At 64.3% G+C, this 12,830-nt stretch carries 10 protein-coding genes and 1 tRNA gene; 7 read left to right on the plus strand and 4 right to left on the minus strand.

The window, feature by feature from the left end; all coding sequences use genetic code 11:
* Nucleotides 1–145 precede the first annotated feature (145 nt).
* The 5 genes from ACN0X7_RS06585 (at nt 146) to polA (ending at nt 6,672) form a co-directional block, all read left to right on the plus strand.
* Nucleotides 146–1,690, plus strand: coding sequence for a peptidoglycan DD-metalloendopeptidase family protein (locus tag ACN0X7_RS06585; RefSeq protein WP_417515361.1), 1,545 nt, complete (start codon nt 146–148; stop codon nt 1,688–1,690).
* Nucleotides 1,659–2,135: a bactofilin family protein gene (locus tag ACN0X7_RS06590; protein ID WP_417515363.1), complete on the plus strand. Its 477-nt coding sequence runs from the start codon at nt 1,659–1,661 to the stop codon at nt 2,133–2,135. Before ACN0X7_RS06585 ends, ACN0X7_RS06590 begins: the two co-directional genes overlap by 32 nt.
* A 12-nt stretch (nt 2,136–2,147) precedes the next feature.
* Nucleotides 2,148–3,005: a pantoate--beta-alanine ligase gene (panC, locus tag ACN0X7_RS06595; RefSeq protein WP_417515365.1), complete on the plus strand. Its 858-nt coding sequence runs from the start codon at nt 2,148–2,150 to the stop codon at nt 3,003–3,005.
* Entirely contained in the window at nt 3,002–3,805 is an 804-nt protein-coding gene (locus ACN0X7_RS06600) for an alpha/beta fold hydrolase (RefSeq protein WP_417515367.1), read from the plus strand. The genes panC and ACN0X7_RS06600 overlap by 4 nt, the downstream gene beginning before the upstream one ends.
* 77 nt (nt 3,806–3,882) lie before the next feature.
* Nucleotides 3,883–6,672, plus strand: a complete 2,790-nt coding sequence (gene polA, locus ACN0X7_RS06605) for a DNA polymerase I (protein WP_417515369.1) — start codon at nt 3,883–3,885, stop codon at nt 6,670–6,672.
* Nucleotides 6,673–6,686: 14 nt separating this feature from the next.
* On the opposite strand, the gene ACN0X7_RS06610 is transcribed toward polA, so the two are convergent.
* Together ACN0X7_RS06610 and ACN0X7_RS06615 are read right to left on the minus strand one after the other, a co-directional pair.
* On the minus strand, nt 6,687–7,637 hold the full coding sequence (locus ACN0X7_RS06610; RefSeq protein ID WP_417515371.1) for a 2OG-Fe(II) oxygenase family protein: 951 nt from the start codon (nt 7,635–7,637) through the stop codon (nt 6,687–6,689).
* Nucleotides 7,638–7,722: 85 nt separating this feature from the next.
* On the minus strand, nt 7,723–8,616 hold the full coding sequence (locus tag ACN0X7_RS06615; RefSeq protein WP_417515373.1) for an alpha/beta hydrolase: 894 nt from the start codon (nt 8,614–8,616) through the stop codon (nt 7,723–7,725).
* 329 nt (nt 8,617–8,945) lie between these two features.
* Between ACN0X7_RS06615 and ACN0X7_RS06620 the strand changes: the two genes are divergently transcribed.
* On the plus strand, nt 8,946–10,238 hold the full coding sequence (locus ACN0X7_RS06620) for an O-acetylhomoserine aminocarboxypropyltransferase/cysteine synthase family protein (RefSeq protein WP_417515375.1): 1,293 nt from the start codon (nt 8,946–8,948) through the stop codon (nt 10,236–10,238).
* A 78-nt stretch (nt 10,239–10,316) separates the two neighbouring features.
* Nucleotides 10,317–10,392, plus strand: a tRNA-Ala gene (locus tag ACN0X7_RS06625).
* Between the two features lie 312 nt (nt 10,393–10,704).
* Here ACN0X7_RS06625 and ACN0X7_RS06630 read toward each other — a convergent pair.
* Together ACN0X7_RS06630 and ACN0X7_RS06635 are read right to left on the minus strand one after the other, a co-directional pair.
* Nucleotides 10,705–11,892 (minus strand): NnrS family protein, encoded by a 1,188-nt coding sequence (locus ACN0X7_RS06630; protein ID WP_417515377.1) that lies wholly within the window; start codon nt 11,890–11,892, stop codon nt 10,705–10,707.
* Between the two features lie 99 nt (nt 11,893–11,991).
* Entirely contained in the window at nt 11,992–12,717 is a 726-nt protein-coding gene (locus tag ACN0X7_RS06635; RefSeq protein WP_417515379.1) for an SIMPL domain-containing protein, read from the minus strand.
* Nucleotides 12,718–12,830 lie beyond the last annotated feature (113 nt).

Raw genomic sequence — 12,830 nt, forward strand, 5'->3', positions numbered from 1 at the left:
ATCCGCCGCGATGACGAGAGGGCGCGGCGCAACGTCCGGCAACCGGGCAGTTGGCCAATTTTTCACTTTAAATAAACGGCTTAAGAAATTGTCATTTAATAATTTTCGCAGAAGAATTCTGCAGGAACGTGAGCTATTCGTACGCGTGGACGGACGCGTCAGGTTCGTACGGCTCAGGACCGCAGTCCAGGCTGGCGCGCTCGCCCTGATGGTCGGGGCAGCGGGCTGGACGGTCTTCGCTTCCATCCAGATGCAGTCGCGCGGCAGCGTGATCGAGGCACAGCAGCAGAAGATCGCCGGACTTGACCGCGAACGTCGGCGTCTGGGCGGCGAACTGGCCGCCACCCGCGCCTACTATTCCAACGCGGCATCCGAGATGTCACGGCAGGTCGTCGCGCTGCAGCGGCTGGCCTCCGCGCGCGGCAGCCTGGAAAGCCAGTTGCTGAGCACACAGGCACAGCTCGCCGAGGTCGAGGCGACCTATCAGCAGACGCGCCGGCAGTCGAAGGATCTGAACCAGCAGGTCGCCTTCCTGCGCGATCGCCTGCGCAACCGCGAGGTCGCGAACCATCTGCTTTCGACACGGCTGGTCGAGACCGGATCCGCACTGGCCGGCGCTCAGGAAGGACGCCGTCGCGCCATACAGGAGCGCCGAGAGCGCGAGGCGCAGCTCCGGTTCCTGGAATCGGATCTGCAGACCACGGCGTCGCTCAATCAGAGTGTGCGCATGAAGCTCGATACGCAGCGGCACGAGATGATGCAGATCGTCGAAGCCCGCGAACTGGCGACCACGGAAGTCCGTCGGCTCTCGTCTCAGATTGCCGCGCTGAACAGCGACCTGGATGAAGCCTACCGGACGAATTCGTCGCTGCGCCGCCGCCTTGCCGCAACTTCGGATGCGCTGACGCAGACGCACGCACACCAGGTGGTCGCCGAGCAGCGCGGACAGTCGCTGGCGCGCACGGTCGGCTCGCTGGAAGACCGGCTGGATCAGGTGCGCAAGACGCAGCTTGAACTGCTGGGCGGCATCCGCGAGAAGGCGCGCAAGAACATCGCCACCTTGGAAGCAACGCTGTCGCGCACCGGCATTTCGACCGCCAGCCTGCTGAACGCGACGATCCGCCGGAGCTCGGGACTGGGCGGGCCGCTGGTGGCGCTTGACGATGATCTGGCGAATGAGACCGAAGACTCCTTTGAAGGTCTGGTCAGCCGGCTGGAGGCAGAGCTGCTGCAATGGGAATCGATGCAGACGCTGATGGGCCATATCCCGCTGACCCGTCCCACCATGTCGGGATATGTCTCAAGCAACTATGGCAAGCGGCGCGACCCCATCGCCGGTCGATCGGCCTTTCACAAGGGTGTCGATATCGCCGCCCCGCCCCGCACGCCGATCTTCGCGACCGCCGGCGGGGTCGTTACCTTTGCCGGCACCAGGACGGCCTACGGCAAGATGGTGGAGATCGATCACGGTTTCGGATTCGTCACCAGGTATGCCCATCTGCGCAAGATCCTGGTCAAGAAGGGACAGCGGGTGAAATTCCACGAGCAGGTTGCTACAATGGGTTCCTCCGGGCGCAGCACCGGCAGTCATGTCCACTACGAAGTGCTGTACGAGGGCAAGCAGACAGACCCCGCCAACTTCTTTGAGGCCGGACGTTATGTTTTCAAAATCCAGAACGCCAGCGACTAGACCCGCTGCGAAGGTCCCTGCGACCCCGTCGCTGATCAGTCACGGTCTGGCCATCACCGGCGACCTTTACAGTGATGGCGAAATACAGATCGACGGGTCGGTCACGGGAGACATCGACTGCCAGAGGCTGGTGATCGGTGAACAGGCCGTCGTCAAGGGCGAGGTGGTTGCCGAAACAGTTGTCGTGAGGGGAACCATCGAGGGCCGCGTGCGCGGCAGCGACGTGAGCCTGTCGAAGTCGGCACGGGTCATCGGCGACATCATGCACCGTTCCCTGTCGATGGAAGCCGGCGCGCATCTGGAAGGCCAAGTCAAGCGGGTGGACGATCCCCGCGCGCTGGAATCGACTGCGATGCCGAAGCTGCTGCAGACCGGCAAGCCGACACGTCTGGAAGCGCACGATGGCGGCGCGGATCGTAAACCCGATGTGGCCGCGGGGCTCTGAACCGGTTCCGTCATGAACACACTGAAGATCATCCGTACCCTGCGGGAACTGCGCGCGTGCACCGCCGAGTGGCGCGCGGCGGGCGAGACGGTCGGACTGGTGCCGACCATGGGCGCGCTGCATGACGGGCACCTGTCCCTGGTGCGCAATTCGAAGGCCCAGAACGACCGCACCATCGTCTCGATCTTCGTGAACCCGAAGCAGTTCAATCAGGCGTCCGATCTGGAAGCCTATCCGCGCGACGAGGCGGCGGATGCGGCCAAGCTGGAACAGGCCGACGTCGATGTGCTGTGGGCCCCGGACGCCGACGAGATGTATCCACCCGGCTTTGCCACCACGGTGGATGTGGGGGGCATCACGGACTGCCTGTGCGGTGCGACACGACCCGGCCATTTCGCGGGTGTCGCGCTGGTGGTTACCAAGCTGCTGCTGCAGAGCCTGCCCGACCGTGCCTATTTCGGGCGGAAGGATTTCCAGCAGTTGCAGGTCGTGCGGCGCATGGCACGGGATCTGGACATCCCCGTCGAGATCCGGGGCATCGACACGGTGCGCGAGCGCGACGGTCTGGCGATGTCCTCGCGCAACTGGTACCTGACCGAAGAAGAGAGGGCCGCCGCGCCCATTCTTTTCCGGGTGCTCACCGACATGGCCGAGACCGCCAGCCAGGGCGGCGACGTCGAACGCGTGATCGCCCGGGGCCGGCAGAAGCTTGCGGACAAGGGGTTCGCCGGGATCGACTACCTTGAAATACGCGACGTCGAGACCTTCGAGCTCGTCCGCCGCCCTGTCCGGCCGGCGCGGGCCTTCGCAGCGGCATTCCTGGGCAAGGCGCGACTGATCGACAATGTGCCCGTCGATCCGGTCGCATGAGCCGGGACACACGACGGCTCAGCGGCAGTTTCGGTGAGATCGCGTATTTCGACGTCGGCGGCGACAGGCGCCCGCTACTGATGCTGCATGCGTCGGGAACCGGTCCGGCGACTCTGCTGAAACTGGCCGAAGCGGCGGTCGAAGCGGGTCGGCGCGTCATCATCCCCGGTTTTGACGGCTACGGCGGCACCCACATCGAAAACGGCGACGACGCCATCGCACGGCATCGGACTGTCGTGGAAACCATGCTTGATCATATGGCAGAGCCGGTGGATGTCTTCGGACATTCCATGGGCGGACTGCTGTCGCTGACGGTCGCGCGGACCGTGCATCCCCTGATCCGTTCGGTGACCGCGGTCGAGCCGGTCGCCATCGGCGTTCTGAGAGCGCACCCGGACGATGCCGAAGCGCTCGCCGCCGACGTCGATGCCGTCAGCAGGATTGGCCCGGCGATGGATGCAGGCCGGCCCGAAGACGCGCTGCGTGATTTCATCGGTCTCTGGAACGGGCAGGACTGGGACACGATTCCGCCCCGGATGCGAGAAGGCATTCTGCGCTTGGCACCTCAGATCAGGAACGACACATCATCGGTCAGTTTCCTGATGGTCGGCGCCGACGCCTATCGCACCATCTCCTGCCCCGTGCACCTGATTGCAACCGGTCGCGGTCCGGAAACGGCGAAAGCCGTCATCCGCAGATTGAGGGAAGCCAACCCGGCCTGGACATCCTCGATCGTCGAGGAAGCCGGTCACATGGGACCAATCGAGGTTCCCGGGCATTTCGCAGCTTTCATACGCTGACACTTGCTCATTTGTTCTAGACTGCGGAGAGCCGACTCGGACAGCGCGACGGATCACGACAGGAAGCGGACGACATCATGGCAAATGACGAAAACCATCTGGTCTATCTGGTAGACGGCTCCGGCTACATTTTCCGCGCCTACCACGCGTTGCCTCCGCTCACCCGCTCGGACGGGACGCCCATCGGCGCTGTCGCCGGTTTCTGCAACATGCTCTACAAGCTGATCGACGGCCTGCTGCAGGCGGACATGGCCACCCATTTCGCCGTCGTCTTCGATGCGAAGGGCAAGACCTTCCGCAGCGACATCTACCCCGCATACAAGGCCAATCGCCCGGACGCGCCCGAAGATCTGGTCCCGCAGTTCCCCATGTTCCGGCAGGCGGTGAAGGCGTTCGGCGTGCCGTCGATCGAACTGGAAGGCTTCGAGGCCGACGACATCATCGCGACCTACGCCGAACACGCGCGCGAGGCCGGACACAAGGTCATCATCGTCTCCTCGGACAAGGACCTGATGCAACTCGTCGATGACAACATCACCATGCTGGACCCGATGAAGAACCGCCCGATCGGTATCGCCGAAGTGCATGAGAAGTTCTTCGTCCATCCCGAGAAGGTAGTCGATATCCAGTCACTCGCCGGGGACTCGGTCGACAATGTGCCGGGCGTGCCAGGCATCGGCATCAAGACAGCAGCGCAACTGATCGACGCGTACGGCGATCTCGACACGCTGCTGGACCGTGCCGAGGAGATCAAGCAACCCAAGCGACGCCAGAACCTGATCGAATTTGCCGAACAGGCTCGGATCAGCCGCGACCTGGTGCGCCTGAAGCGCGATGTGCCACTGGAAGACAGCCTGAACGATTTCCTGATCGGGCCGCCCGACGCCGAGAAGCTGGTCAGCTTCCTGGAGGAATGCGAGTTCAAGACCCTGACGGCAAAGGTCCGCGCGCGCTTCGGCGTCGAGGGATCGACCGCGGCCCCCACCCCCGCCCCGGCGGAAGATGCGGCGCTGGATGAGGCGAGCTACGAACTCGTCACGACCCGCGAAGCGCTGGATCGCTGGATCGACGACATCCATCGGACCGGCCATGTCGCCATCGACACCGAGACGACCTCGCTGGACGCGGTCGCTGCGGAACTGGTCGGCATCTCCATGAGCACCCGGCCCGGAAACGGCTGCTACATCCCGCTGCGGCACAAGGGCTCGGCCCCCGCAGGCGAACTGGACCTTGGTGCGAAAGCGGACGAGGTGCCCGACCAGTTGCCTGTCGATCAGGTCATGGATGCCCTGAAGCCCGTGCTGCGCGATCCAGGCATCCTGAAGATCGGCCAGAACATCAAGTACGACCGCACGATCCTCGAGCGCGCCGGAGGGGGTGTCACGGTAACGCCGATCGATGACACGATGCTGCTGTCCTTCGTGCTGGACGCGGGGTCGCACAATCACGGCATGGACGAACTGTCCCAGCGCTATCTGGACCACACGCCGATTCCGTTCAAGGAAGTCGCCGGCACCGGCAAGTCACAGGTCACGTTCGACTATGTGCCGCTGGACAAGGCCCTGGGCTACGCCGCCGAGGACGCCGACATCACGCTCAGGCTCTGGATGAAGCTGAAACCGCGTCTGGCGCTGGAGAAGATGACGACGGTCTATGAGACCATCGAGCGCCCGCTGGTCCCGGTGATTTCGGAGATGGAGCAGGCGGGGATCAGGGTGGACGCCGATATCCTGCGCGAACTGTCGAACGACTTTGCCGAACGCGCGGTGAAGCTGGAGGCCGAGGTCCACGAACTGGCCGGCGAGAAATTCAACCTCGGCAGCCCGAAACAGCTCGGCGAGATCCTGTTCGACAAGATGGGGCTGGACGGCGGCAAGAAGACGAAGACCGGCGCCTACGCGACCGGCGCGGATATCCTGGAAGACCTGGCCGTGCAGGGCCACGACCTGCCCCGCCGCCTGCTGGACTGGCGGCAACTGACCAAGCTGAAATCCACCTACACCGATGCGCTGCAGAAGGAGATCGACGCGAAGACGGGACGCGTGCACACCGCCTATCACATGGCGGGCGCGTCCACCGGGCGGCTGGCCTCATCGGATCCGAACCTGCAGAACATCCCGATCCGCACCGAGGAAGGCCGCAAGATCCGCCGCGCCTTCGTCGCCGAGAAAGGGCACAAGCTGATCTCGGCGGACTACAGCCAGATCGAGTTGCGCATCCTCGCCCACATCGCCGATATCGAAGCGCTGAAACAGGCGTTCGAAGATGGCGCGGACATCCACGCCCTGACCGCGTCCGAGGTCTTCGACGTACCGATGGCCGACATGGACGGAGACACGCGGCGCAAGGCCAAGGCGATCAATTTCGGGATCATCTATGGCATCTCCGCCTTCGGGCTGGCGCGTCAGCTCGCGATTCCGCAAGGCCAGGCGAAGGCTTTCATCGATGCCTATTTCGAGCGCTATCCCGGCGTGAAGGCCTACATGGATCAGGCGAAGGCACAGGCCAAGGAGCACGGCTTCGTCGAAACGCTGTATGGACGCCGCATCCATCTGGCAGGGATCAAGGACAAGAACCCCGCCCGGCGCAGCTTTTCGGAACGTGCGGCGATCAATGCCCCGATCCAGGGCTCGGCAGCAGACGTCATCAAGCGCGCCATGATCCGCATCCCCGATGCGCTGAAGGACGCGGGCCTGAAGACGCGGATGCTGCTGCAGGTGCACGATGAACTGATCTTCGAAGCGCCCGACGACGAGGTGGACGCGACGGTCGATCTGGTGAAGACCGTCATGGAAGGTGCCGCAAGCCTGTCGGTGCCGCTGACCGTCGAAGCCGGGGTCGGCGAAAGCTGGGCCGATGCGCACTGACCCTGCCTGCGGCCCTATGGATCGGGGATGAAGTCGCCGATTCCGTCATAGGTGCGCAGCCGTCTGAGCAGGTGGGCCGCGTAGGTATTCGAAGGATCTTCCGCATCGGCACGTGCAGGCTTCAGCGGTGCGCCGAGCGCCGGCTCCAGAAAGAAGCCGATCGACCGCCGCGGCGTGCCGGAGGCCAGCACACGGTGCGGCGTTGCCGGGATCGCGCCGTCGGTCACCGCCTCAAGCACATCGCCGAGATGGACCGAAACGCTGTCGGATACGGACGGCACATCCCGCCAGACGCCATCGGGTCCTTCCACCTGCAGGCCCGGTTCACCCTGCCAGAGCAGCGACAGGCCCGCGCCATCGGTATGCCGTCCGGCTGCCAGCGCTTCGCCATCCGCCACATCCTCCGGATAGTTCAGCAGCCGAAGGGTCGAGTTGCCGTCCTGAAACAGCGGGCCCAGCGTTGCGGCATCAACACCGGTCGCCTTGGCGACGGCGAACATGACCGCCAGCCCGACATGGCGCATCTGCACGTACCAGCCCAGCATCGCGGCGCGCCAGCCGGCATGCGGCATCTCGGCCGGCCAGGCATTCCGCTCTCTCAGGATCTCGATCCCGGGCATGCGCGGTCCCGACACCGGCGTCGCCGGGCCGATGTCGAACATCTCGTTGCGGGCAAAGCTCCCACCGTCCAGCAGTGAAACGTAGCCGCGATAGATGTTGGCATTGTCCGGATTGGTCGCGCGAGTCGCACAGGCCATGCGCACGGACGGCGGCAGGTCGAAGAATTCGAGCATCCGCCGCCCGCGTTCATCCAGCCCCTGTGCATCGGGAAAACCGCTGACGACAAACCCGCCCGCCCGCGTCAACGCATCGTCAATGGCTTCTACGACAGTATCGATCCGGTCTCCCTCGAACAGGGGTCCCAGATCGACGGTCGGCACCGGCTCGACGGACGGGTCGGCCATGACAGCTCCTTTTCGAACGGGATCACGGCACCAGCGGTCTCAACCGTGTCCGGGCACCACCATGGATGGTCCGTAAGCTTCGGTATCAGCCGACCGCATGGGTTTTCATGAAGGCCCCCGCGCGGTCGATGGCGTCGCGGCCCTCGGACAGCATCGGCGCGAACAGATGCCAGACATGGACCATGCCGCCGGCCTCTTCCAGCGAGGAGATCACGCCATCCGCCAGCGCCTTCTCATGCAGCCGGCGCGCATCGTCCAGCAAGGTCTCGCGTGTACCGACCTGGATGAGCAGGGGCGGCAGACCGCTGAGGTCGGCGTGCATCGGGGAGACCAGTGGATCGCGGTAATCCGCGTCCCCGACATAGAACGCCGCCATCCGGTCCAGTCCGGCTTTCTGCACCATCGGATCGACATCGTGCTTCGAGGTCATGCTGTCACCGACGCCTTCCAGATCGACCCAGGGCGACATCGGCACCGCGCAGGCGGGCAGATCGATCTTCCGGTCGCGCAGGCTGACCAGCGTTGCCATCGTCAGCCCGCCGCCCGCGGAGTCGCCGGCGATTGCGATGTTCGACGGGCTGGTCCCCTGCCCCAGCAGCCACCGGTAAGCGGCCACGGCGTCCTCGACGGCGGCCGGGTAGGGATGTTCCGGTGCAAGCCGGTAATCGACCACAAGCACGCGCGCATCCGCGGCCTTCGAGAAATCATAGGCCAGCCGCCGATGCGTCGTGACCGATCCGATGACATAGCCACCGCCGTGCAGATAGAAGATCACGCGATCCCCGGACACGCCCGGCGCAGACACCCACTCGGAAGGCACGCCCCCGGCATCGACCGCCGTGACCTGCGCGTCGTTGGGCAGTGGCAGGAACTGCGCCAGCTTGTCGAAGCGCTCGCGCATCTCACCCGGTGTCGGGTTCTCCGGCTGCGGGCGCGCGGTCAACAGTTCGATCAGGCCATCAAGTTCCTGTACGGTCATCTCATCCTCCCCAGATATACCGGACCGGAGTGTGCCGGATCGTGCCGGGTCACTCAATCCATGTTCCGCGGGCAGCATCGCTTGACAGGGATCGCAGGCCGCCATAGCTTCCTGCCCGGAAGCGCCGATTTGAGCCAGCTTGCGGGCGCTTGGCCGGGAAACCGGACAGAAATACAGCTAAAGAGGTGGTCTGCTCTTGGACCGAGCGCCGCCCCGGGTTCAGCCTGACGTGCGGAGCAGTTTCCGCCCATCGCTGAACTTTCAGGAACGCGCCGATGCATTTTCGGCCCCTCCGCTGGCTTCTTTTTAGACCTGAAGGAGCCTCAAAGATGAGCGTCGAAAGCAAGAATCCCGAAACCATCGCCCTGCACGCCGGACATCGCGCCGACCCGACCACGGGCGCAGTCGCCGTGCCGATCTATCAGACCACATCGTATCAGTTCCAGAACACCGAGCACGCCTCGAACCTGTTCGCACTGAAGGAACTGGGCAACATCTACACCCGCATCATGAACCCGACCTGCGATGCGCTGGAACAGCGTGTGACCGCGCTGGAAGGTGGCGTGGCCGCCCTCGCCGTCGCGTCGGGTCAGGCTGCCAGCGCCATGGCGATCCAGAATCTCGCCCGCTCCGGCGACAACATCGTCTCGTCGACCGATCTGTACGGCGGCACCTGGAACCTGTTCGCGAACACGCTGAAGGATCAGGGCATCGAGGTCCGCTTCGTCGACCCGTCCGACCCCCAGAACTTCGCCAACGCCACAGACGAGCGTACCCGCGCCTATTACGCGGAAACCCTGCCGAACCCGAAGCTGTCGGTCTTCCCGATCAAGGAAGTCGCAGACATCGGCCGGCCGCTGGGCATCCCACTGATCATGGACAATACCGCGGCACCGATCCTGTGCCGTCCGTTCGACCATGGGGCGGCGGTGATCGTCTATTCGACGACCAAGTACATCGGCGGTCACGGCACCTCGATCGGCGGGCTGATCGTCGACAGCGGCACCTTCGAATGGGACGCGATTCCCGAACGCCAGCCCGCGCTGAACACGCCGGACCCCAGCTATCACGGCGCGGTCTGGAGCGAGGCGGTGAAGCCGCTCGGCCCCATCGCCTACATCATCAAGGCACGGGTGACCCTGTTGCGCGACCTGGGTGCCGCCATGAGCCCGTTCAACGCCTTCCAGTTCATCCAGGGACTGGAAACCCTGCCGCTGCGTATGCGGGCCCACTGCGAGAATGCCATCAAGGTCGCCGACTATCTCAAGGGTCACGACAAGGTGGAGAAGGTGATCTTCGCAGGCCTGCAGGAAGGCGAGGCCAAACGCCGGTCGGAAACCTATCTGAAAGGCGGCTTCGGCGGTCTGCTGGGTTTCGAGATCAAGGGCGGCAAGGAAGCCGGTGCGGCCTTCATCAACGCGCTGGAACTGTTCTACCACGTCGCCAATATCGGCGATGCGCGCAGCCTGGCCATCCATCCGGCAACCACCACCCACAGCCAGCTGACGGCTGAGGAGCAGATCGCCTCGGGCGTATCGGATTCCTATGTCCGCCTGTCGATCGGCATCGAGCATATCGACGACATCATCGCCGATCTGGAACAGGCACTGGCCAAGGCCTGAACCGCAAGAAACGCGGCTTGACAGTTTGCCGGGTCCGCCCCTATAGACGGGCGGCCCGGCGCACGCGTCCGGGCGTGTGGGGCCGTAGCTCAGATGGGAGAGCGTCGCGTTCGCAATGCGAAGGTCAGGGGTTCGATTCCCCTCGGCTCCACCAACGTCTTTTCACGCAGTGAAACGACGGAAGTTCGCTCAAATTTTGGTGTTGCGGCAATCGTTTCGTCGAAACGACGAGAGCAGCCAGCGTTCAAACGAACATCGCTAAGCTCCACCAACGTCTTTTCACGCAGTGAAACGACGTAAGTTCGCCGCGGTCGCGGCTTGTTGATGTCCTGAAAGACACATCGTTTCGAGCCACCGACCACTTTTGGCAAAGCGAAAGGCGGGCAACCTGCTCACTGGCCCATGCTGCCGGCATTCCCTCACCTGGCGAGCGAAAGCGTTCCTTTGTCAGAATCCGCGTGAACCGTCACGGCTCACTCCTGCGCGGACGGACCAGAACCGTCCAGTACGAAATCACGAACGTCGCGAAGGCCGCGATCCAGAAGCCGGCAGAGAGATGCAGCAGAAGGTCGGAATTCGCTCCGAGACCGTAAGCGAACCGGGCCACCACCGCGCCGAGCAGTAGCAGATATGCGACCTGCGTCATCGGCGTCGCCGTCATCGGCCGGCCGCCGTGTCCCAGGCTCGCACGGGTCATGACGGCCATCGTCATCACCCCGATCGCGCCGGCCATCCAGACATGCAGCGCGGTCCCGGGCGTGAGCCAGCCGACCGCCGCCGCGGCGGTCGAGAGAAAGCCCAGCGGCACGAACAGATATCCCACATGCAGTATCCAGACGAGAGGCTCCGCCACCGTGCGATGCCCGTGCCACCTTGAAAGGCGCCAGAGGTGGGCAATCCCGGCCGGAACGAGGGCGATGGCCGTCGCCTGGTGGACAGGGAGAGCGATCCAGAGCATCAGTGCGGCAAGGCTGTACAGCAGTATCGCCCGGTCCACCGGGCTGAACGGCACCGGACGGTACCGGCTTCCCCGCTTTGCCAGCCAGTTGCCGGTGAAACTCGGCACGATGCGCCCGCCGATCAGCGCGATCATCATCACGGCCACCGAGATGCCCAGCCGGAACCCCAGGCCCTCGGCGGCAAACTCTCCCTGGAAGGCCGACAGGTGATACAGCAGGTTCCCGGCAACAAAGCCGGCAAGCAAGGCCAGCACCGGAAGATTCCGGATGTTCCGGCCCGCAATGACTTCACGCCCGATCACCAGGGCCAGTGAAAGCGGGAAGGCCATATCCACGACCGCCGCGGCAACGGGATCGTAACCGGAGAGGGCGACCGCCAGACGCCCCGCCAGCCAGGTCAGGACCAGACAAGCCAGCGGCCAGCCAACAACCGGCAGCCGACCTGTCCAGTTCGGCACCGCCGTCATAAGGAATCCGGCGAACACCGCCCCCAGATATCCGAACAGCATTTCATGCGCGTGCCACGACACCGCATCGAAAGCGGTCGGCAATGCGATCCCGCCGCTGAGGAAAAGGACCCACAGGACCATCGCCAGAGCGGCCCAGATTCCGGCCAGCAGGAAGAACGGACGAAACCCGAAACTGAGTATCGTCGGCCCCGTCCAGGACCGGATCTGTTGCGCGGTCGTCGCCATGTCACCTTCCTCCCGGGGCTAAGCCAAAGACCGGTCGCAGGGGGCACTCATTGCCCCGCCCCTGCTTCCGCGTCACACCGTCGGCTCGCGGACAAAGCCTCAGTCGAGGATCTGATAAACCGCGTTCAGGCTGACGCTGACTTCGGATTCGCCGGGCGCAACGGGTGTCGAAGACTTCATCGACTCCGCGCGATCGGCATACATCATCGGCTGCGGCGGGCGATGGCCGCCCCCTTCCGACAGGCTGACAAGTCCGCCCAGTTCCAGTCCACCGACCTCGACATAGAAATCATGCCGCTTCTTCAGTTCGGCAATGGCGGCAGCGCGGGCCTTCTCGACCAGTTCCGTCTGCTTTGAAAAGCCGAACGAGACCTGCCCGATGTCGTTGGCACCGGCAGCCACCAGTGCGTCCAGCCCGGCCCCAACCTTTGTCAGGTCCCGGATCGTGACGTTGACGCGGTTGGTCACGCGATAGCCGTCAATACGGGGCGCGGACGACCGGTTTTCATTGCGCGTATAAATGGGCGAGAGATTGATGCCCGACGTCTGGATATCCCGATCCTCGACACCCGCATCCCGAATGGCGGCAAGGACACGGTTCATGCGGTCCCGCTGATCGGCCATGGCTTCGGATGCGGTCTTGGCCTCGGCCACGACACCGGCGGACAGGTGCGCCAGATCAGGCGTCGCGCTGGCGGTGCCCTGAACGGCGATATGCAGCTGTCCAGGGGTTGCTTCGTGGGCTTGGACGGCGGCGATGGGCGCGACCGTCAGGGCGACCAGGGCCAGCCCTGCGGCCAAGCTGCGCAGATGGATCAATTGCATGACGTACTCCTTTGTTTCTGGGCCGCAACGGCGGCTGCGGCCCTCCAGATGGACATGCAACGTGAATGTGCCCCGAACGGGGCGCTTTCAAGGCGGGGCGGTTTGACGCGGCC

It is taken from the genome of Minwuia sp. (genome assembly GCF_048263705.1).
Lineage (GTDB): Bacteria > Pseudomonadota > Alphaproteobacteria > Minwuiales > Minwuiaceae > Minwuia.

Excerpts from the sequence above, each read along its gene's own strand:
- ACN0X7_RS06610 (WP_417515371.1), bottom strand. The coding sequence starts at position 7,637 with ATGGCCGACCCGTCCGTCGAGCCGGTGCCGACCGTCGATCTGGGACCC.
- polA (WP_417515369.1), top strand. The coding sequence starts at position 3,883 with ATGGCAAATGACGAAAACCATCTGGTCTATCTGGTAGACGGCTCCGGC.
- ACN0X7_RS06600 (WP_417515367.1), top strand. The coding sequence starts at position 3,002 with ATGAGCCGGGACACACGACGGCTCAGCGGCAGTTTCGGTGAGATCGCG.
- ACN0X7_RS06620 (WP_417515375.1), top strand. The coding sequence starts at position 8,946 with ATGAGCGTCGAAAGCAAGAATCCCGAAACCATCGCCCTGCACGCCGGA.
- panC (WP_417515365.1), top strand. The coding sequence starts at position 2,148 with ATGAACACACTGAAGATCATCCGTACCCTGCGGGAACTGCGCGCGTGC.
- ACN0X7_RS06630 (WP_417515377.1), bottom strand. The coding sequence starts at position 11,892 with ATGGCGACGACCGCGCAACAGATCCGGTCCTGGACGGGGCCGACGATA.
- ACN0X7_RS06615 (WP_417515373.1), bottom strand. The coding sequence starts at position 8,616 with ATGACCGTACAGGAACTTGATGGCCTGATCGAACTGTTGACCGCGCGC.
- ACN0X7_RS06635 (WP_417515379.1), bottom strand. The coding sequence starts at position 12,717 with ATGCAATTGATCCATCTGCGCAGCTTGGCCGCAGGGCTGGCCCTGGTC.
- ACN0X7_RS06590 (WP_417515363.1), top strand. The coding sequence starts at position 1,659 with ATGTTTTCAAAATCCAGAACGCCAGCGACTAGACCCGCTGCGAAGGTC.